Raw genomic sequence first — 19,545 nt, forward strand, 5'->3', positions numbered from 1 at the left:
TATTAAGACAACATTATGTTTGAAATTGCACTATACGAACCTGAAATTGCACCAAATACAGGTAACATTATTCGTTTGTCTGCGAACTGCGGTGCCAACTTGCACTTAATTGAACCATTAGGTTTTGATCTAGAAGAAAAAAAATTACGCCGAGCAGGATTGGACTACCACGATTTAGCTCATGTAAAACGCCATAAAGATTATGCGGCGTTTCTTGATTACTTAGAAAATGAAAGTGAAGGCGAGCACCGTATTTTTGCTTGTACCACCAAAACAACAGGTCACCATACGACACCAAGCTATCAAAAAGGGGACGTTCTATTGTTTGGTCCTGAAACGCGTGGTTTACCCGCAGACTTAATTGATGGCTTACCAATAGAGCAACGTGTTCGTATACCGATGATGGCAGACAGTCGCAGTTTGAACTTATCAAACTCAGTGGCCATCATCGTGTTTGAAGCATGGCGTCAAATGGGCTTTGAAGGCGGACTATAGCTTTTCGTTTCCCACGGTTCAAATACAAAAATAGCCACGATTAAGTGGCTATTTTTTGTCGATATAAACAAGTAATAAAATGAATTAACTTAATCAGAGATTAAATACCATCACCAGACATAAACGTCTGAGACTTACCATTAAATTGTTGATCCATATCTAGAGACGGCATCTCTGAACTAGGGCGACCCACGATTTTGGCCGGAACCCCTGCCACTGTCGTATGAGGTGGAACCGCTTGAAGCACAACAGAACACGAACCAATCTTCGCACCGACACCAACTTCAATATTACCTAAAATCTTAGCGCCTGCACCAATCATAACCCCTTGACGGATCTTAGGATGACGATCACCACACTCTTTGCCAGTACCACCTAGCGTTACGTCTTGAAGGATAGAAACATCGTTCTCAACCACAGCCGTTTCGCCGATAACAATGCCCGTAGCATGGTCAAACATGATCCCTTTACCAATGGTAGCCGCAGGGTGAACATCCACTTGGCATGCAACAGAAATTTCATTCTGTAAGTAGGTTGCTAACGCTATTCGTCCTTGTTTCCATAGCCAGTTTGAAACACGATAACCTTGCAGCGCGTGATAACCTTTTAGGTACAATAAAGGCATTGAGTACATTGAAACCGCAGGATCTCGAGTTACCGTCGCACAAATATCGCACGCGGCCGCATCCGTAATACTTGGGTCGGAGGCGAACGCCTCTTCCACCACTTCACGAACCGCCATTGCAGGCATTGAAGCCGTGGCTAATTTATTCGCAAGAATGTAACTTAACGACGCCGCTAAATTTTCATGTTTAATGATGGTGGCATGATAAAAGCTTGCAAGTATGGGTTCTTGCTCAGATTGCTCGCGCGCTTCCTGAACAATTTTTTCCCATACTTTGTGTTTCTTACATTCATTCATCTTCATACCATCCTTGAATTACGATTCTGATTTTTTGTCGCGTGCTAATAAATCCTGCGCAGCAACTCTTGCATCTTTCCCTTGATACAATACTTGATAAATTTGCTCAACTATAGGCATTTCAACACCCATTCGTTCTGCAAGTAAAAATACTTCTTTGGTATTTCTATAGCCTTCGACTACTTGGCCTATCTCTTCTTGTGCACTATCAACATCACCACCTTTACCTAACGCTAAACCAAAGCGACGGTTACGTGATTGATTATCGGTACAAGTAAGAACAAGATCACCAAGACCAGCCATCCCCATAAAGGTTTCCGCTTCAGCGCCTAATGCCACACCTAAACGGGTCATTTCTGCCAAGCCACGAGTAATTAATGCCGTACGTGCATTTGCACCAAAACCAATGCCATCAGACATACCTGCCCCAATCGCGATCACGTTTTTCACAGCACCGCCAAGTTGCATTCCAGTGAAGTCATTATTCGCATACACACGGAACGTTTTTGAACAGTGAATTTTCTCTTGAAGATCTTTCACAAATTGCTTATCAGGAGACGCCACAGCAATCGCGGTTGGCATACCAGAAGCAAGTTCTTTAGCAAAAGTAGGTCCAGATAAGACAGCCAGAGAGTGTGATTCACCCAATGCTTCTACTGCCACTTCTTTTAATAAACGACCTGTTTCAGGCTCAAGCCCTTTTGTCGCCCAACACACACGAGAATCTTCACGTAGAAACGGTTTCACATTACCTAGCACTAATCCAAACACATGACTTGGCACAACCACCAATAAATCACGACTTGCTTGAACGGCTTTTTCTAAATCAGTTTCCATAAATAATGACGGTGGAAAAACAACACCAGGCAGAAATTCTTCATTCGCACGATCAGCGTCTAAACGATCCATATGCGCTTTCTCGTGTCCCCATAAAATGACTTTTGCGCCATTACGAGCTAACGAAATTGCCAGCGATGTACCATAAGAACCGGCACCAAGTACGGTCATAGAAATATCAGAGTAATCGTTTTGTGTTGTCATTGTGACCATCCAAAAACTGGTATCAAAAGATACTAGGGTAATAAAAACAAAATGCACTTGTTATCAAAATATAGGAGCTATAGAAGATATAGAAACCATATTAGATAAAAAAGTGCATTTATTCTCTACAAATCAGTCAATAGTGAAAAAATCATTAACTGGTTTTCTTCAAAAATTACGCTTCAGCGGGTGCTTCTGCGGTTTCTGAAGCTTGGTTTTGTAGGTAATTCATAAACAATGCGTCAAAGTTAACAGGCGCAAGGTTAAGTTGTGGGAACGTACCTTTAACCACTAGGCTAGAGATCGTTTCACGAGCGTATGGGAAAAGAATGTTCGGGCAGAATGCACCTAGACAATGTGCTAGCTGAGCTTCTTCCATTTGACCAGCAGTAAAGATACCACCTTGTTGAACTTCACATAAGAATGCAGTTTCTTCTTCGTTTTTAACCGTTACAGTTAAACGTAAGATTACTTCGTAAACACCTTCACCAAGTTCACGACTTTGAGTATCAAGATCCAGTTTAACGTCTGGATTCCACTCTTTTTGGAACATGTTTGGAGAGTTAGGCGCTTCAAAAGAAACATCTTTTAAGAAGATACGTTGAATTGCAAAGTTTTGTTGTTCTTGTTGTGCTGCTTCAGCCATGGGAAAGTCCTTTATATCAATAAGTATGAACGCAGAATAACGATGTCATGCCACTCTGCATTCGTAATATCCAAAAAATGAGCCAGATATCACATCAAAATGAATTAGTTGTCTAGGAATTCGACAATTACTTTTTGCCTTTAACTAACGGTAAGTTAGCTTCATTCCAAGAGATCAAACCGTTTTTAAGCAGTTTAACTTGCTCAAAACCTGCTTTATGCAAATCATTTGCAGCAGCTTGAGCTGTTTGACCCGTCTTACATACAACAATAATTGGGGTAGTTTTTGAGTTTTCAAGACCTGCTAAGTTACCCGCTTTGATGTCGCTTGGTAAAATGTGACGTGCATCCGTAATGTGGCCTGATTTGAATTCGTCTTTAGAACGAACATCAACAACGATCGCGTTTTCACGGTTCATTAACGTTGTTGTTTGTGCTGAATCAACTTCTTGGTAGCCCGCTGTTTTTTGTTTAACTACGTTCTGAAGTAACGCAACAACAATACCAATCCATACAACAGCTAAAATCATGTTGTTGGTTACAAAATCGATGATTGACGTTTCCATATTCTATTCTCTGATTTTTAAGGCAACTCCGTATCATAAGATATCATCATTACCATGGGCTCTAAAATTAAGGCGAAAGTATACCTTAGCGTATCTTCATAGACTAGTAAGGATAAAGAAACAGCGTTATACAAAGAAAATGCTGTGATATTGGTTTTACAATTGAGACCAAACACCAACTCTGCCTAGTCAGAGTCCCCTCTATCTGAAATAATGCAACGATGAACATATACTCTTTAACTAAGCCTTTTTCTTGTCGTCAATTCTGTACGACAGCTTTACTGTGCCTGATGATTTCAATCCCTGCGACTGCCCATGCAAATGACGCAGAGTTAAAAGGAATGAAACAAGAAATATCTCGTCAAAGCACAGTATTAAACAAACAGAAAAAAGAGTTATCTAGCCTTCAAAGAAGTCTTAAAAAACACGAAGTCTCTATTGCGAGTGCCTCGACTAAAATCCGTAACGCAGAAAGTGAATTATCAAGCCTAAAACAATCGATAACGACACTTAAGCAACAACAATCTGAATTGACTCAACAACAGATTGGACAGACAGAAGTACTCAAAGACCTGCTCGTTAACTATTATCTCATCAGTCGAAATAATCAACTGTCTAACGTTCTCAGTGGTGATGACGTGACAAAAGTTGACCGCATGACTCAATATGCACAACGATTATCAGAAGCTCGTGTCGGCGCTATTTCTCAACTTGAATTTACAACCGTACAACTTGAGGAAAAAGAAGCTGCCCTCATTAAGCAGCAGCAGCGTCAAAGTGAGTTAGTCGCTCAATATAAAAAAGAGAAATCGACCCTACAAGGTTCTCAGAATAAACGTCAACAAACCGTTTCAAGTATCAAAAAACGTATTTCAAACGAAAACGGATACTTAAATGAGCTTCAACAAAATGAAAAACGTTTAAAAGTTGCCATCGCAAAAGCAAAAGCTCAAAACAATGTACCGATGGATGGATTAGCCCGTCAAAAAGGTCGTCTACCTTGGCCTGTGAGTGGTGCAAAAACATTGCACAGCTTTGGTACTAAACAAACCGGACAATTAACCTGGAAAGGAATGGTTCTTGCGAGTGATTACGGCCAACCCGTAAAAGCGGTCTACTCTGGTAAAGTGGTCTTTGCTGATTGGTTACGTGGCTATGGCTTGATGGTATTGATTGATCACGGTAAAGGTGACATGACGCTATATGGTTACAACCAAAGTTTAATGAAGAAAGAAGGCGATAAAGTGAAAGCAGGAGAAACCATTGCGGTGGTTGGTGATAGTGGTGGTCAAGACAGACCTTCATTGTACTTTGAAATCCGTCGTAACAGTAAAGCACAAAACCCTCGTTCTTGGTTAAGACGCTAATAGAAAAAATTTATCCATTAAAAAAGCCGCGTTATCGACGTCTATTTATAGAGAGTGATAACGCGGCTTTTTTTATTTCATTATTTCATTATTTCAATGTTTTATTCGGATCGTCTTCTTTACGTTGAAACTCACCTTCAAACACATCGCCCTGTTGATCCTGCTGATTCGCTTGACCAAATGGGTCATGTTGACCAAAACCAGCATGGAAGCCACCTTGCGAACCACCAAGGCCATTCACTTTTACACGACTCATGATTTGTTTTGCAAGCATTGCACGTGGGGCTGGTAATAAAATCAACATTCCTAACGCATCCGTCATAAAGCCGGGAGTCAGTAATAAAACACCAGATACGGCAAGCATAACGCCTTCAACAATTTGTTGTGCTGGCAATTCACCTTGCTGCATTTTTGATTGAACAGACATTAACGTTTGAATGCCTTGGCTACGAACCAGAGATGCCCCAACAAAGGCAGTGATTAGCACTAACGCAATCGTCGGCCACATTCCGATCATGCCTCCTACTTGCACAAATAAGGCAATTTCAATGATAGGAACAAAAATAAACATCACTAATAAAATAGGAAACACGGTTCACCTCAATAGGGTTCAATATAGTAGTCGTAGTGTAGCAGGCCTTATGACCTATTCACTTTTTCTTTCTCTATTATAATAGATGCGGCACATCAACTCTCTTTTCAAGAAAAAAGACTGTAAAAGAATGTAAACAGCCATCAATTTCATTAACTCAAGTAGCAGTTATATAACCTATAAAGTAAAGATATTAACAACTAATGAGAGCATTATCTCAATTTGAAATATTTTGCAAAAACTAGACTATAAAAGTGATCAACTTAACACTTTTACCCCTAAAGAGGTGTATGATAACTTCAAAACAAGGCATCAGGTACGATATTGATCACTTCTGACGAACGGACTCTACTCGCAGGCATGGTCACTTGGAAAGAATCCAATAATTAAAATATAGAACCTTAAAGGCTTACTATGACTCAGATGCTTGATTTAGAAAAAACAAATACCGCAACTCGTATTGAAGAAGATTTACTAGGTGAACGCCACGTTCCCGCTGAAGCTTATTACGGCATTCATACTCTTCGTGCGATGGAAAACTTTAACATTTCAAACGTCACTATCTCTGATGTTCCAGAATTAGTTCGTGGCATGATCTACACGAAAAAAGCAGCCGCTTTAGCAAACAAAGAATTAGGTGCTATTCCTTCACAAGTTGGTGAGTACATCATCAAAGCATGTGACTTAATTCTTGAAACTGGCAAATGCATGGATCAGTTCCCATCAGATGTATATCAAGGTGGCGCTGGTACCTCTGTAAACATGAACGCAAATGAAGTTATCGCAAACGTTGCTCTTGAACTTATGGGCAAAGAGAAAGGCGAATACGACATCATTAACCCTAACGATCACGTTAACCGCTCTCAATCAACTAACTGTGCATACCCAACGGGTTTCCGTGTTGCTGTATACAACAGCATGATGAAATTGATTGAAGCGATAGAATACCTAAAAGGTGCATTCGATCTTAAAGATCAAGAATTCCGTAACGTTCTAAAAATGGGTCGTACTCAACTTCAAGATGCAGTTCCAATGACAGTAGGTCAAGAATTCCACGCTTGGGGCGTATTGCTTAAAGAAGAAGTGAAAAACCTTAATTACACAGCGCAACTTCTTTTAGAAGTAAACATCGGTGCAACTGCTATCGGTACTGGCTTAAACGCGGCGACTGGTTACCAAGAAGCGGCAGTTCGTCATCTAGCTGAAGTAACGGGTCTAGAATGTGTTGCTGCTGAAGATTTAATCGAAGCGACTTCTGACTGTGGTGCTTACGTAATGATCCACGGTTCACTAAAACGTACTGCGGTTAAATTATCTAAAATCTGTAATGATTTACGTCTTCTTTCTTCTGGCCCTCGTGCTGGTTTCAATGAATTGAACTTACCTGAGCTTCAAGCTGGTTCTTCAATCATGCCTGCAAAAGTAAACCCAGTAATTCCAGAAGTTGTAAACCAAGTATGCTTCAAAGTAATTGGTAACGATACAACAGTGACTTTCGCTGCTGAAGCAGGCCAACTGCAATTAAACGTAATGGAACCTGTTATTGGTCAAGCCCTATTCGAATCTATCGAAATCTTGAAAAATGCATGTGTAAACCTACGTGACAAATGTATCGACGGTATCACGGTAAACAAAGAAGTATGTGAAGCTCACGTATTTAACTCTATCGGTATCGTTACATACCTAAACCCATTCATTGGCCACCACGAAGGTGACATTGTTGGTAAAATTTGTGCAGAAACAGGCAAAAACGTTCGTGATGTAGTTCTTGAGCGTGGCCTACTAACAGAAGAGCAATTAGATGACATCTTCTCAGTTGAAAATCTAATGCACCCTCAATACAAAGCAAAACGTTACGATTAATTCATAACACCTCAAATAGCGAGCTCTCTGAAGCTCGCTTTTTTTATCTTCTTAATATTTTATTAATAAAACACTCAAGTAATCATTCATCTTTTTATTGAATTGGTATATACACACCCAATAAAAATCTGAATAACTATTTTAATTTTAAAACTGGAGTTACATATGATTGCTGTACAGCTTCTTGTCGTACTGCTGTTCATCTATTTAGGTGCGCGTATCGGTGGTATTGGTATCGGATTTGCGGGTGGTGCGGGCGTTCTTGTCTTAACCATGATATTGGGTTTAGACGCAGGTTCTATTCCTATCGATGTGATTTTAATCATCATGTCTGTAATCACGGCTATTGCAGCAATGCAAGTGGCTGGTGGTATGGATTGGTTGGTTGATTTAGCAGAACAATTTTTACGTAAAAATCCAAAACGCATTACTTTCTATGCACCGATAGTGACTTATTTCATGACCATGCTAGCAGGTACCGGTCACACGGCATTCTCAACCCTTCCTGTTATTGCAGAAGTGGCGAAAGAACAAGGTGTCCGTCCATCTCGCCCACTTTCTATTGCTGTTGTTGCTTCTCAAATAGCAATCACTGCCTCTCCAATCTCAGCGGCGGTTGTCTTTTTCTCGGGTATTCTTGAGCCACTAGGTGTGGATTACTTAACGCTATTAGCAGTATGTATTCCATCAACATTCTTAGCGTGTATGGTTGGTGCATTTGTTGCTAACTTCCTAGGCTGTGAATTAAAAGATGATCCTGTTTATCAAGAGCGCCTTGCAAAAGGCCTCGTCAAAATGAATGGCTCTGGTAAACGTGAAATTTTACCGACAGCAAAAATCTCGGTTTATATTTTCTGTGTTGCCATCGTAGCCGTTGTTGCTTATGCAACGATGATCAGTGGCAGTGTGGGTCTTATTGAGCACCCAACCATTGGCCGAAATGAAGCAATTATGGCGCTAATGCTAACAGCAGCGGCCGCTATTGTTACTTTCACAAAGATTGATGCCTCTCAAATTGCAAACGCCGCTACATTCAAATCAGGCATGAGCGCGTGTGTGTGTGTTCTTGGTGTAGCATGGCTTGGTGATACATTTGTGTCTTCTCACATTGGTGAGATCAAAGAATTCTCTGCTGAGATCCTTGCACAATACCCGTGGATGCTAGCGGTTGTTTTATTCTTTGCTTCAATGTTGCTTTACTCTCAAGGCGCGACAACAACGGCATTAATGCCTGCTGCATTGGCAATCGGTGTTGCACCTATCACTGCCGTTGCTTCTTTTGCTGCGGTAAGTGCATTGTTCGTTCTTCCTACTTATCCAACGCTTCTGGCGGCGGTTGAAATGGATGACACCGGCTCAACACGTATTGGTAACCTTGTATTCAACCACCCATTCTTCATCCCAGGTGTTGCAACGATTTCTACTTCTGTTGCTCTAGGTTTCTTATTTGGTGGAATTATTCTTTAATTAAGAAGACTCAAACATCCCCTTCAATGGCAGCTAATTTAGCTGCCATTTTTTATATCTCAATAATCGATTTAAAGAGGAAAAATCTCAAAAAACGGATCATAGATGTTAGTGCGAATTGATATTATACTTGCTGAACTCTTGACCATTTCGATAGTCATATCCGTATCTATTTTTATAAAGACTCCCACATGACGAATTTACTCCGATTTAGAGCCGCCCTTTTATCATTTTTCATTTTATTTACGTCCTTTGCACCCCAAGCGGTTGCAGCTTTTGATTTAACTAAACTACAAAATCAACAAGACTCTTCTTTTGTGACCGTAAATGAAGCCTTCCCATTCAATTTCATGCAACAAGGGGATCGCGTCTATTTAGATTGGCAAGTAAAACCTGATTATTACTTATATCAGCAGCGTATTTCAGTCTCAGCGCATGATGCTAAAATTGCCGACTTAGTCATGGAACAAGGCACCCCTCATAACGATGAATTTTTTGGTGATGTTAATATCTACACCAAGCCATTGACCATCACTGTGCCACTCATCTCAGTCGATAAAGATGCAGAGCTAACCGTTCGTTATCAAGGGTGTGCAAAAGCAGGATTCTGTTATCCACCAGAAATCCGTAAAATCCCATTATCCATGCTCACAGCCTCAAGCTCATACCAAAACGAAACGGCGAATACTCATGTGGTAGCCAAAAGCGAAACCGCACCAGTGAGCGTAGAAAAAGCGACATCACCATCGGTAAATACTCTAAATACCGCTGGTATTCAACAACCAAAAAATCAAACTCAGCAGCAAGCGCTTGCAAGCGATCTAGGTGATGCTTGGTGGACTCCGTTTTTATTCTTAGCGTTAGGTATTGGTCTTGCGTTTACTCCTTGTGTGTTACCTATGTACCCTATTTTAACGGGCATTGTTTTAGGTGGCGGTAAACTTTCTCACGGTAAAGCCTTCAAACTGTCTTTTGTCTATGTTCAAGGCATGGCTCTTACCTACACTTTACTTGGGTTAGTGGTTGCTTCTGCCGGTCTACAATTCCAAGCAGCATTACAACATCCTTACGTTCTTATTGGTTTGAGTGTGATGTTTGTGCTGTTGGCACTGTCCATGTTTGGTGTTTACACCATTCAATTACCAAGCAGCTTACAAACCAAATTAAACGACATCAGTAACCAACAAAAAGGCGGTAACTTAGGTGGCGTATTTGCGATGGGTGCAATCTCTGGTTTAGTGTGCTCACCATGTACAACTGCACCATTGTCTGGTGCGTTACTTTATGTCGCAAAAAGTGGGGACTTACTAACAGGCGCTGTTGCGTTGTATGCCTTAGCGATTGGTATGGGGATCCCATTAATTTTAGCCGCAGTATTTGGTAATAAGCTGCTACCAAAAGCAGGCGTATGGATGACGTATGTGAAAACCCTATTTGGTTTTATTCTTCTCGCGGTTCCAGTCTTCTTATTAGAGCGAATTCTTCCTCATAACATCACGCCATTTATTTGGTCTGCTCTTGGGATCGTAGCATTTGGTTGGTTATATCATGTCAAAGCAACGATGCCCCAATCATGGAAAACAAGTGTTGCTGGTATCATCGCTATCTTGGGTATTGTCGGCTCAGCGATTCCTGTCATCGATGCTATATCAGGGAAAACATCGAGCCAAGTTGCCACTACTCAAACAGTGACCTTTAAGCGCATCTCTACTATTGATGAATTAAACAAAGAACTTGAGGTAGCAAAAATTCAAGGAAAGCCTGTGATGCTCGATTTCTATGCAGATTGGTGTGTCGCTTGTAAAGAATTTGAAAAATACACCTTTCATGATGAAAACGTCGAACCGTTACTATCCAACTTTATTTTGTTGCAAGCCGATGTCACCAAAAACAGCCCAGTTGATATTGAATTATTAAAACAACTTAAAGTGTTAGGTTTACCTACCATCGATTTTTGGAATGCAAATGGCGATTATTTATCAGACTCTCGCCTTACGGGATTCATGAAAGCAGAGCCGTTTATTCAGCATTTGCAACAAAATGTGAGCTTGGTTGAATAATTTTGCTCCTTTATTGACCAAAATCATTAGCATTACGAAGACACTTATTTTACAATGCGAATTAACGCAATTAAGCGAACAATTACATTAATTTTTTGAGGTATATGATGAGACTTATTCCATTAAACCAAGCAGAACAAGTAGGCGCATGGTCAGCACAACACATTGTTAACCGCATCAATGAGTTTAACCCAACAGCAGATCGTCCATTTGTTCTTGGTCTTCCTACTGGTGGAACTCCTCTTAATACTTACAAAAAGCTAATTGAACTGTACAAAGCAGACAAAGTAAGCTTTAAGAACGTAGTAACATTCAACATGGATGAGTACATCGGTCTTGATACAAATCACCCAGAATCTTACCGTACTTTCATGTTTGAAAACTTTTTCAACCATGTTGATATCCAAGAAGAAAACATTAACCTTCTAAACGGTAACACTGACAACCACGAAGAAGAATGCCAGCGTTACGAAGACAAAATTAAGTCTTACGGCCGCATTAACTTGTTCATGGGTGGTGTTGGTAACGACGGTCATATCGCATTTAACGAACCAGCTTCATCTCTAGCATCTCGTACTCGTATCAAAACACTAACTGAAGATACTCGTATTGCTAACTCTCGTTTCTTCGACGGCGATATTGCTCAAGTACCTAAGTACGCATTAACTATCGGTGTTGGTACTCTGCTTGATTCTGCTGAAATCATGATCCTAATTACTGGCCACAACAAAGCACTTGCTCTACAAGCTGCTGTTGAAGGTTCTGTAAACCACATGTGGACAGTATCAGCACTTCAAATTCACCCTAAATCAGTGATCGTTTGTGATGAAGCATCACAACAAGAATTGAAAGTGAAAACAGTTAAATACTTTAAAGAACTAGAAGCTGAAAACATTAAGCACGTTTAATCTTCTGCTTTATACATCGCAAAAAGGAGAACTTATGTTCTCCTTTTTTTATGTCTATTTTTTGGATTATCATTTCAACACCACTCCACATTTAACCACTCACATCATATTCTTTTTTTATTCTCACGATCTTTTACCTCCAAAATACGCTTCAAATTCCACGCATACAAAAAACACCTTCTAATTGAAAGCACCCACAAACAAAAAACAGAGTCGTAAAATGGAAATAAAGCAAATGAAGGATAATACTTAAGAGGCAGTTTTATTCGTAATAAAATTTCAGTTTACAAGCAACGAAATTAAACGATTTAATTCGAAGCGTAAATAAAAGATGAAAACGTGAAGCAAATCACTTTGATGTTTAATTATTTAAATTCAAATTCAACATTCGTGACAAGGGTCACTATTTCTTACTTGAGAGAATCTCTACAAACGAGATCTTGATCGGCAAATAGTAATTGACAAGGTTGGATTTTATTTTTTGTAGTAAATTTTCAATACGTTAATGCAACGAAGATCTACTTTATTTATTGCAGATGGAGTGAAAACGTGACTTGATTCACGAATTTCCCGTTATCGGTTCAATTAAAAAATCTATGGTAAATTATGTCTGTACTTAGAAATTAACCAATGACTTTGGCGAGTCATTTTTAGACAGTTTAATAAAAACCTCAAACGGGGAATCACTCATGATATCACCAGATGCAAAGATCAAGATACAAAATTTTGGTCGTTTTTTATCAAATATGGTAATGCCTAACATTGGTGCGTTTATCGCATGGGGCTTTATCACAGCTTTATTTATTCCTACTGGTTGGATCCCTAACGAAGAGTTAGCGAAACTAGTTGGCCCAATGATTACTTATTTACTTCCACTGCTTATCGGTTATACCGGGGGTAAATTAGTGGGAGGCGAACGTGGTGCCATTGTTGGTGCAATTACCACTATGGGTGTGATTGCTGGTACTGATATTCCAATGTTCATGGGCGCAATGATGGTGGGTCCTATGGGCGGCCTAGCGATTAAACTGTTCGACCAAAAAGTCGATGGTAAAATCAAAAGCGGCTTTGAAATGCTAGTTAACAACTTTTCTGCCGGCATCATTGGTATGTTGTGTGCAATTGTTGCTTTCTTCTTCATTGGTCCTTTTGTTAAGGTCTTATCTGCGGGTCTTGCTGGGGGGGTTAACTTCTTAGTCGATGCAGGTCTTCTGCCTTTAACTTCTATTTTTGTTGAACCAGCAAAAATTCTATTCCTGAACAACGCCATTAACCACGGTATCTTTTCTCCTCTAGGTATCCAACAGGCAAACGAAACTGGCCAATCTATCTTCTTCTTAATTGAAGCAAATCCAGGACCTGGCTTAGGTATTCTTCTTGCTTATATGTTCTTTGGTAAAGGCACAGCAAAACAAACCGCTGGTGGTGCATCTATCATTCACTTCTTTGGTGGTATTCACGAAATTTACTTCCCATACATTCTTATGAACCCGCGCTTAATTCTTGCAGCGATTGCAGGTGGCATGACAGGGGTATTCGTTCTAACTCTGTTTAATGCAGGTATGGTTGCTCCAGCATCTCCAGGCTCTATCTTTGCCATCTTACTATTGACACCTAAAGCCTCTGCGCTTGGCGTTATCTGTTCAATTTTATCTGCTACTGCCGTTTCATTTACTGTTGCCGCAATCCTAATGAAAACTCAAGCGACATCAGATGAAGATGACGGAACATCACTCGATGATGCGACATCAAAAATGCGTAATATGAAATCTGATTCAAAAGGTCAACCTTCTGGTATGACTGCTGAAAAAAGTAACTCAACAAAATTCAATAACATCCAAAAAATCATCGTAGCGTGTGACGCTGGCATGGGGTCAAGTGCAATGGGTGCAGGTCTGCTTCGCAAAAAAGTACAAGCAGCAGGCTTAAAAATCAGCGTAACAAACTGTGCTATCAATAACTTACCTACGGATGTCGATATTGTGATTACTCATAAAGATTTAACGGACCGTGCACGTAAGCACGCAGAAAACGCAGAGCATATTTCATTAACGAATTTCTTAGATAGCCATATCTATAACGATTTAATCGCTCGTATCATGGCTTCTACTTATCCAGAAGCGGCAAATGATGATGAGATGCCTCAAGTTTCTCCAGTGGCAGCAAATGACGATTTCTTTGAACCACAAAATGCACACCCTTTCCAAATCGAGTCAAAAAACATCCATCTTGGATTAACATGTAAAACGAAAGAAGAAGCCATTCAATACGCAGGAGAGCAACTCGTTTCTCTGGGTTATGCTGAACCAGAATATGTATCGGCGATGTTTGATCGTGAAAAACTGGTCTCCACTTACCTTGGCGAATCTATTGCCGTACCACATGGAACAATAGAGGCCAAAGACCGAATAATCAAAACAGGCATTGTTATCTGTCAGTACCCATCAGGTGTTCAATTCACTGAAGACGGTGATGATATCGCTAAATTGGTTATTGGTATTGCTGCAAAAAATGATGAACACATTCAAGTAATTACTGCAATTACGAATGCACTTGACGAACCTGGTGCCATCGAAAAACTAACATCGACTAACAGCGTTAGTGAGGTTTTAGAGATTCTTTCAGGCGAACAAGCAGCATAAGTATTTAGTACCAATAAGAAGTCAGCTTTACCCCTATAGGGCTGGCTTCCTCCTAATATAAAATTGAAGGTAATTATTATGAAAGCAGTACATTTTGGCGCAGGTAATATCGGTCGTGGTTTTATTGGTAAAGTTCTTTCTGATTCAAACGTCGCTGTTACATTCGCAGATGTTGATGCACCGTTAGTTGATCAACTTTGTCATGACCAATCATACAAAGTAAAAGTCGTTGGGTCTAAATGCCAAATCGACACAGTTACTCATGTAACTGCCGTAAACTCAACCAGTGACGACGTTATTGAGCGTATTGTACACACCGATTTAGTGACAACCGCGGTTGGCCCTAACGTATTAAATATTATTGCAAAAACCATCGCAAAAGGTCTAACCAAACGTTTTGAAGCCAACAATGAATCACCACTTAATATCATTGCTTGCGAAAATATGGTTCGAGGTACTACTCACCTTAAAAATGAAGTGTACTCTCATCTTGACGACTCTTTTCATGCACGTTGTGACGAATTAGTTGGTTTTGTTGATTCTGCGGTTGACCGTATTGTTCCACCATCAGAAGCGGCCAATGACGATTTACTTGAAGTCACCGTTGAAAGTTTTAGCGAATGGATTGTTGATGAAAAACAATTCAAAGGTGGCGTACCTAATATTGCTGGAATGGAAAAAACAGACAATCTAATGGCGTTTGTTGAGCGCAAACTCTTCACTTTAAATACCGGTCATTGCATTACGGCTTATCTTGGTGCATTAAAAGGCCATGAGACCGTACGTGACGCGATTCAAGACCCTGAAATTAGAACCGAAGTAAAAGCCGCAATGGAAGAAAGTGGGGAAGTGCTCATTCGTCGCTACGGTTTTGATAAAGAATTACATGCTGCCTATATCGAAAAAATCTTAGGCCGATTTGCGAATCCGTATTTACGAGATGAGATTGATCGCGTTGCCCGTCAGCCAATTCGTAAATTAGGTGAAAATGATCGCCTAATCAAACCGTTATTAGGTACAATCGAATACGGAATTGAAAATAAAACACTATTAAAAGGCATCGCTGCCGCATTTAAATACGTAAATGACACAGATCCACAAGCAGTAGAGCTACAAACTCGCTTACAGGAATCTGGCTTAAAAGCGACACTAGCGCATTACACCGGATTAAATGAAAACAGTGCAGAAGCGAAAAAGATTGAAGCAATCTTTACGACATTAAACTAATAAGAAACAGTTAGAGAGGCGTAATGCCTCTCTCTTTTATGGCTATTTTATGACAGAAGTAATAAACGAATCTAACATCATTGAACGACTAGACGATGCACCTTCTGTGCGTGGTTTTTTCATCATTGCTGTCGATATTCTTAATGAATCTATCGACGGGTTAATCCAACGTATTTTTCGTAAAGATGACTTCGCAGTTCAATCCGTGATCGGCCCATTACTTCAAGATTCAGGTCCACTCGGCGATTTAAACGTAAGGTTAAAGCTTCTTTTTGGCTTAGGTGTATTACCCAATAATACCTATCATGATATTGAAGGCTTAATTCAACTTCGTAATAAATTAAACGCTGAAATGAATGAATTTCAATTTACCGATCCACAAGTAATCACACCGATAAACTCACTTCATTTAGTTAAAAGAATGGGAATGATTCAACTAGAAATCACCCCAATGAATGACGACACCGACCTGATGTTCTATCAAATGCAAATAGATCGACAAAAACAAATGATCCGTTCTGGTCTGTCATTAGCAATTGTCGATATTTGTGCAGAATTACAGAAAGAAAGTCCATTTTAATGATTTAATCTCTATTAACGTCATTCTGTATTTTTAGGTAATTTAATTGATATCAGCGTAGATAGAAGCAAGAAACCGAAAGATACCCACAGACACGCGGCAAAACCTGCCACTTGAAAGACTAGTCCAGATAAAATCGTTCCGATCAAACGCCCCATCGCATTCGCCATATAGTAAAAGCCAACGTCCATAGAAACACCATCGCCTTTGGCGTAACTCACAATTAAATACGAATGCAGTGATGAGTTAATCGCAAAGACAGCGCCAAAAATCAACAAACCAATCACGATAGTATATTCAGCCTGCCATTCAATTTGGACTAAATACGCAATAATCCCCGTGATTATCGTTAACAGCGCAACCCAATGTAATGCCACTCTGCCATCAGGGGTTTGACCTTCTTTTTTACCTGTTATCTTAGGAGCAAATCCTTGAACAACCCCATAAGCACTAACCCACAATGCTAAAAAACCACCCACTAAAGAGTGATCCCAACCAAACACACTGCCTAAATAAATCGGTAAAGCGACGACAAACCAAACATCTCTTGCACCAAACAAAAATAAACGTGCCGCTGATAACCGATTAATCTGTTCTGATTTTGAAAATAACTGCGTAAATTTAGGTTTGGACTTTGCTTTTCCCATGTCACCATCAAGCAACATTACGCTACCAAGAAAAACAGCAAAAAGAACCGCTGCCATCCCAATAACGGCAAGCTGAAATCCAACCGTCGTTAATAGTAATCCACCTAAAAAGAACCCGGCCCCTTTAAGCGCATTTTTAGAACCCGTAAGAATCGCTATCCACTTATAAAGCGCCCCTTCTTGATCGCTAGGCACTAATGTTTTAATCGCACTTTTTGCACTCATCTTATTCAGATCTTTAGCAATACCAGATAATGCCTGTGCTGCCATCACCCATGGGATAGTTAACCAAACACTCGGTAATGCCAGCATCAATAATGCAAAAACTTGCATTATCAAACCCACATTCATGGTTTTATTTAGCCCTAGCCGAGCCCCTAACCACCCTCCGAGTAAATTCGTTACGACACCAAAAAATTCATAAAATAAAAAGAGAGAAGCAATGGCTAAGGTGCCGTAACCTAAATCATGAAAATACAGCACCACCAACATACGCAATGCGCCATCAGTAATGGTGAAATTCCAATAATTAAACGTCACCAACATATACTGTCGAACGTTATGACTAAATTGAGAAAACATAATAGAAAACCTAATAAAATGAAAAGACCTTAAAACGAAAAAAACAATATTAAGGTCTTTGTTAATACAGATTATTTGTGAGCAATAAAATCAATGTATTCAATTTGCACAGGCTTAGTGAAAGCCCCCGGACGTAACGCTTGAACTTGCTGTTTAATTACATCCAAATCCCAGCCTAAATCCAACAGTAAATGCCCAGCAAGTAATCCTGTACGACCAGATCCCCCCATGCAATGCATTGCTACTTTGCCATTGCTTTCTACCACTTGTTGCAGCTCAGGCGTTGCTAATTTCCATTGTTTTGCAAATTCATCCCCCGGTGCACAATCATCTTCAATGGGAAGATAAAACCATTTCATCCCTAGACGTTGTACCTCTTCACCAAGAGAGCCTACGCCTTTTTCGGTAAGTTCATCTTGGTTTAACGCCGTGGCAATGGCTTCTACACCTTGTGCTTTTAATTGCGTTAGAGATTCGATTAATTCAACGCCCTTAGTTCCCGGACAAGGCGTTAAAATCAACGCGCCATGAGTGCCAGAAACCGGTAATTCCCAAGTTGGATGCGTCATTATAAAACCTCTTAAAGTTAAGCTAAGCCAACAGTACGAACGAGTTCAGCAGTACGCGTCGCATACCCCATTTCATTGTCATACCATGCATAGATTTTTACCATTCGCTTACCTACAAGCATGGTAGATAACGCATCAACAATGGTTGAACGTTGGTCACCTTTATAGTCAATCGATACTAATGGGCGATCTTCGTAACCTAAAATACCTTTTAGATCACCATAAGCCGCTTCCTTCAATAACTGATTTACTTCTTCAGCCGTTGTGTCTCTTTTCACTTCAAAAACAATGTCCGTCAAGGACGCATTCGCTAAAGGAACTCGAACTGCATGACCATTAATTTTGTTTTCTAATTCAGGGAAGATTTCAACAATTGCTTTTGCCGATCCTGTCGTCGTTGGGATCAAACTCATTCCACATGCACGAGCACGACGTAAATCTTTATGGGGTGCATCTAAAATAGTTTGTGTATTAGTTAAATCATGAATAGTCGTAAATGCCGCGTTTGCGATACCAAACTCCTTATTGATAACTTTAACAATTGGTGCGAGGCAATTGGTAGTACAAGAAGCCGCAGTTACAATCTGATGAATTACAGGATCAAAAATATCGTCATTCACGCCAACAACGATATTCGCAACACCGTCTTCTTTTACTGGCGCAGACACAACGACACGCTTTACACCTTGCGCTAAATATTTATCGAGAAATGAGCGAGAGCGATGAACCCCTGTCGCTTCAATAACAACATCACAACCAGACCAGTCAACAGCATCAATGTCTTTTTCTTGTGTGGCCATTAGCTTTTGGTCACCAATGATCATAGTGTTGCCATCGGTAGTCACAGCATGATTCCAACGTCCTTGAATTGAATCGAACTCAAGTAAATGCGCTAAAGTATGGGCATCACCCGCCACATCATTAATTTGTACAAATTCAAGCTCTGGCCAATCAAATGCGGCTCTTAAAGCCAAACGTCCAATGCGACCAAACCCGTTAATACCTACTTTAATTGTCATCGTTTTAATCCTTAATTTAACAACATGATTTTATTGCGTTTAATTTATCGGTGTCTTTTTGATATTCAGTCTGTAAGCAATTCGATTGCTTCAAACCCTCAATAATTTTGTTTAGCCAACCAGGTAATTGAGTACTAACTTGATAATAAACCCACTGCCCTTCACGGGTATCGACCAATACACCAGATTGACGTAGTTGAGCTAAATGCCGAGAAACTTTCGGTTGGCTTTCTTCTAACGCTTCGGTTAACTGATTTACACATAAACGGCCTTCACGCGCGATAAGCAATAAGCAACGCATTCGAGTTTCATCTGAAAGCAGTTTAAAAAATTGATGAGGTAACATAGTAAAC

At 40.1% G+C, this 19,545-nt stretch carries 18 protein-coding genes; 9 read left to right on the forward strand and 9 right to left on the reverse strand.

Translation table 11 applies throughout. The annotated features are described in order from the left end of the window. The first annotated feature begins 15 nt into the window (after positions 1–15). Entirely contained in the window at positions 16–495 is a 480-nt protein-coding gene (locus AACV33_RS09870) for a tRNA (cytidine(34)-2'-O)-methyltransferase (protein ID WP_182699272.1), read from the forward strand. Positions 496–595: 100 nt separating this feature from the next. Here the strand turns inward: AACV33_RS09870 and cysE are convergent, their stop codons facing one another. The 4 genes from cysE to AACV33_RS09890 all read right to left on the reverse strand — a co-directional run bounded on the left by cysE (position 596) and on the right by AACV33_RS09890 (position 3,669). Next, positions 596–1,417 (reverse strand): serine O-acetyltransferase, encoded by an 822-nt coding sequence (gene cysE, locus AACV33_RS09875; protein WP_012551236.1) that lies wholly within the window; start codon positions 1,415–1,417, stop codon positions 596–598. 18 nt (positions 1,418–1,435) lie between these two features. Further along, positions 1,436–2,467 carry an NAD(P)H-dependent glycerol-3-phosphate dehydrogenase gene (gene gpsA / locus AACV33_RS09880; protein ID WP_065609326.1) on the reverse strand — a complete coding sequence of 344 codons (1,032 nt, stop codon included), beginning with the start codon at positions 2,465–2,467 and terminating at the stop codon, positions 1,436–1,438. 166 nt (positions 2,468–2,633) lie between these two features. Then, complete coding sequence (secB, locus tag AACV33_RS09885; RefSeq protein ID WP_017022854.1) at positions 2,634–3,104, reverse strand: protein-export chaperone SecB; 471 nt, start codon at positions 3,102–3,104, stop codon at positions 2,634–2,636. A gap of 127 nt (positions 3,105–3,231) precedes the next feature. Further along, positions 3,232–3,669 (reverse strand): rhodanese-like domain-containing protein, encoded by a 438-nt coding sequence (locus AACV33_RS09890; RefSeq protein ID WP_012551239.1) that lies wholly within the window; start codon positions 3,667–3,669, stop codon positions 3,232–3,234. Positions 3,670–3,890: 221 nt separating this feature from the next. Here AACV33_RS09890 and AACV33_RS09895 point away from each other — a divergent pair, with 221 nt between their 5' ends. Further along, positions 3,891–5,036 (forward strand): murein hydrolase activator EnvC family protein, encoded by a 1,146-nt coding sequence (locus tag AACV33_RS09895; protein WP_023604496.1) that lies wholly within the window; start codon positions 3,891–3,893, stop codon positions 5,034–5,036. Between the two features lie 88 nt (positions 5,037–5,124). Here AACV33_RS09895 and AACV33_RS09900 read toward each other — a convergent pair whose 3' ends face one another. Beyond that, positions 5,125–5,628 (reverse strand): FxsA family protein, encoded by a 504-nt coding sequence (locus AACV33_RS09900; protein ID WP_017022856.1) that lies wholly within the window; start codon positions 5,626–5,628, stop codon positions 5,125–5,127. 414 nt (positions 5,629–6,042) lie between these two features. Here AACV33_RS09900 and aspA point away from each other — a divergent pair, with 414 nt between their 5' ends. The 7 genes from aspA (at position 6,043) to AACV33_RS09935 (ending at position 16,375) form a co-directional block, all read left to right on the forward strand. After that, positions 6,043–7,491, forward strand: a complete 1,449-nt coding sequence (gene aspA / locus AACV33_RS09905; RefSeq protein WP_017022857.1) for an aspartate ammonia-lyase — start codon at positions 6,043–6,045, stop codon at positions 7,489–7,491. A 165-nt stretch (positions 7,492–7,656) separates the two neighbouring features. After that, positions 7,657–8,958 (forward strand): anaerobic C4-dicarboxylate transporter, encoded by a 1,302-nt coding sequence (locus AACV33_RS09910; protein WP_017022858.1) that lies wholly within the window; start codon positions 7,657–7,659, stop codon positions 8,956–8,958. 191 nt (positions 8,959–9,149) lie between these two features. After that, complete coding sequence (locus tag AACV33_RS09915; RefSeq protein WP_017022859.1) at positions 9,150–11,018, forward strand: protein-disulfide reductase DsbD; 1,869 nt, start codon at positions 9,150–9,152, stop codon at positions 11,016–11,018. A gap of 107 nt (positions 11,019–11,125) precedes the next feature. Continuing rightward, on the forward strand, positions 11,126–11,926 hold the full coding sequence (gene nagB / locus AACV33_RS09920) for a glucosamine-6-phosphate deaminase (protein WP_012551244.1): 801 nt from the start codon (positions 11,126–11,128) through the stop codon (positions 11,924–11,926). 689 nt (positions 11,927–12,615) lie between these two features. Further along, positions 12,616–14,568, forward strand: a complete 1,953-nt coding sequence (locus AACV33_RS09925) for a PTS mannitol transporter subunit IICBA (RefSeq protein WP_065609303.1) — start codon at positions 12,616–12,618, stop codon at positions 14,566–14,568. 78 nt (positions 14,569–14,646) lie between these two features. After that, complete coding sequence (locus AACV33_RS09930; RefSeq protein WP_065609301.1) at positions 14,647–15,795, forward strand: mannitol-1-phosphate 5-dehydrogenase; 1,149 nt, start codon at positions 14,647–14,649, stop codon at positions 15,793–15,795. A 49-nt stretch (positions 15,796–15,844) separates the two neighbouring features. Next, positions 15,845–16,375 (forward strand): MltR family transcriptional regulator, encoded by a 531-nt coding sequence (locus tag AACV33_RS09935; protein WP_017022862.1) that lies wholly within the window; start codon positions 15,845–15,847, stop codon positions 16,373–16,375. A gap of 20 nt (positions 16,376–16,395) precedes the next feature. Here the strand turns inward: AACV33_RS09935 and arsJ are convergent, their stop codons facing one another. From arsJ to AACV33_RS09955, 4 genes are all read right to left on the reverse strand, one after another. After that, complete coding sequence (gene arsJ, locus AACV33_RS09940) at positions 16,396–17,604, reverse strand: organoarsenical effux MFS transporter ArsJ (RefSeq protein ID WP_182699273.1); 1,209 nt, start codon at positions 17,602–17,604, stop codon at positions 16,396–16,398. Positions 17,605–17,675: 71 nt separating this feature from the next. Then, positions 17,676–18,173, reverse strand: coding sequence for a phosphatase domain-containing putative toxin (locus tag AACV33_RS09945; RefSeq protein ID WP_023604492.1), 498 nt, complete (start codon positions 18,171–18,173; stop codon positions 17,676–17,678). Positions 18,174–18,190: 17 nt separating this feature from the next. After that, the gene (locus AACV33_RS09950; RefSeq protein WP_023604491.1) at positions 18,191–19,192 is read right to left on the reverse strand and encodes an ArsJ-associated glyceraldehyde-3-phosphate dehydrogenase; all 1,002 of its coding nucleotides are present in this window, start codon (positions 19,190–19,192) and stop codon (positions 18,191–18,193) included. A 16-nt stretch (positions 19,193–19,208) separates the two neighbouring features. Continuing rightward, positions 19,209–19,538 (reverse strand): metalloregulator ArsR/SmtB family transcription factor, encoded by a 330-nt coding sequence (locus tag AACV33_RS09955; RefSeq protein ID WP_023604490.1) that lies wholly within the window; start codon positions 19,536–19,538, stop codon positions 19,209–19,211. Positions 19,539–19,545: the final 7 nt, after the last annotated feature.

Origin of the sequence: Aliivibrio sp. SR45-2 (assembly GCF_963890165.1) — a bacterium.
GTDB lineage: Bacteria > Pseudomonadota > Gammaproteobacteria > Enterobacterales > Vibrionaceae > Aliivibrio > Aliivibrio salmonicida.

Excerpts from the sequence above, each read along its gene's own strand:
- AACV33_RS09870 (WP_182699272.1), top strand. The coding sequence starts at position 16 with ATGTTTGAAATTGCACTATACGAACCTGAAATTGCACCAAATACAGGT.
- cysE (WP_012551236.1), bottom strand. The coding sequence starts at position 1,417 with ATGAATGAATGTAAGAAACACAAAGTATGGGAAAAAATTGTTCAGGAA.
- gpsA (WP_065609326.1), bottom strand. The coding sequence starts at position 2,467 with ATGGTCACAATGACAACACAAAACGATTACTCTGATATTTCTATGACC.
- secB (WP_017022854.1), bottom strand. The coding sequence starts at position 3,104 with ATGGCTGAAGCAGCACAACAAGAACAACAAAACTTTGCAATTCAACGT.
- AACV33_RS09890 (WP_012551239.1), bottom strand. The coding sequence starts at position 3,669 with ATGGAAACGTCAATCATCGATTTTGTAACCAACAACATGATTTTAGCT.
- AACV33_RS09895 (WP_023604496.1), top strand. The coding sequence starts at position 3,891 with ATGAACATATACTCTTTAACTAAGCCTTTTTCTTGTCGTCAATTCTGT.
- aspA (WP_017022857.1), top strand. The coding sequence starts at position 6,043 with ATGACTCAGATGCTTGATTTAGAAAAAACAAATACCGCAACTCGTATT.
- AACV33_RS09910 (WP_017022858.1), top strand. The coding sequence starts at position 7,657 with ATGATTGCTGTACAGCTTCTTGTCGTACTGCTGTTCATCTATTTAGGT.
- AACV33_RS09915 (WP_017022859.1), top strand. The coding sequence starts at position 9,150 with ATGACGAATTTACTCCGATTTAGAGCCGCCCTTTTATCATTTTTCATT.
- nagB (WP_012551244.1), top strand. The coding sequence starts at position 11,126 with ATGAGACTTATTCCATTAAACCAAGCAGAACAAGTAGGCGCATGGTCA.
- AACV33_RS09925 (WP_065609303.1), top strand. The coding sequence starts at position 12,616 with ATGATATCACCAGATGCAAAGATCAAGATACAAAATTTTGGTCGTTTT.
- AACV33_RS09930 (WP_065609301.1), top strand. The coding sequence starts at position 14,647 with ATGAAAGCAGTACATTTTGGCGCAGGTAATATCGGTCGTGGTTTTATT.
- AACV33_RS09935 (WP_017022862.1), top strand. The coding sequence starts at position 15,845 with ATGACAGAAGTAATAAACGAATCTAACATCATTGAACGACTAGACGAT.
- arsJ (WP_182699273.1), bottom strand. The coding sequence starts at position 17,604 with ATGTTTTCTCAATTTAGTCATAACGTTCGACAGTATATGTTGGTGACG.
- AACV33_RS09945 (WP_023604492.1), bottom strand. The coding sequence starts at position 18,173 with ATGACGCATCCAACTTGGGAATTACCGGTTTCTGGCACTCATGGCGCG.
- AACV33_RS09950 (WP_023604491.1), bottom strand. The coding sequence starts at position 19,192 with ATGACAATTAAAGTAGGTATTAACGGGTTTGGTCGCATTGGACGTTTG.
- AACV33_RS09955 (WP_023604490.1), bottom strand. The coding sequence starts at position 19,538 with ATGTTACCTCATCAATTTTTTAAACTGCTTTCAGATGAAACTCGAATG.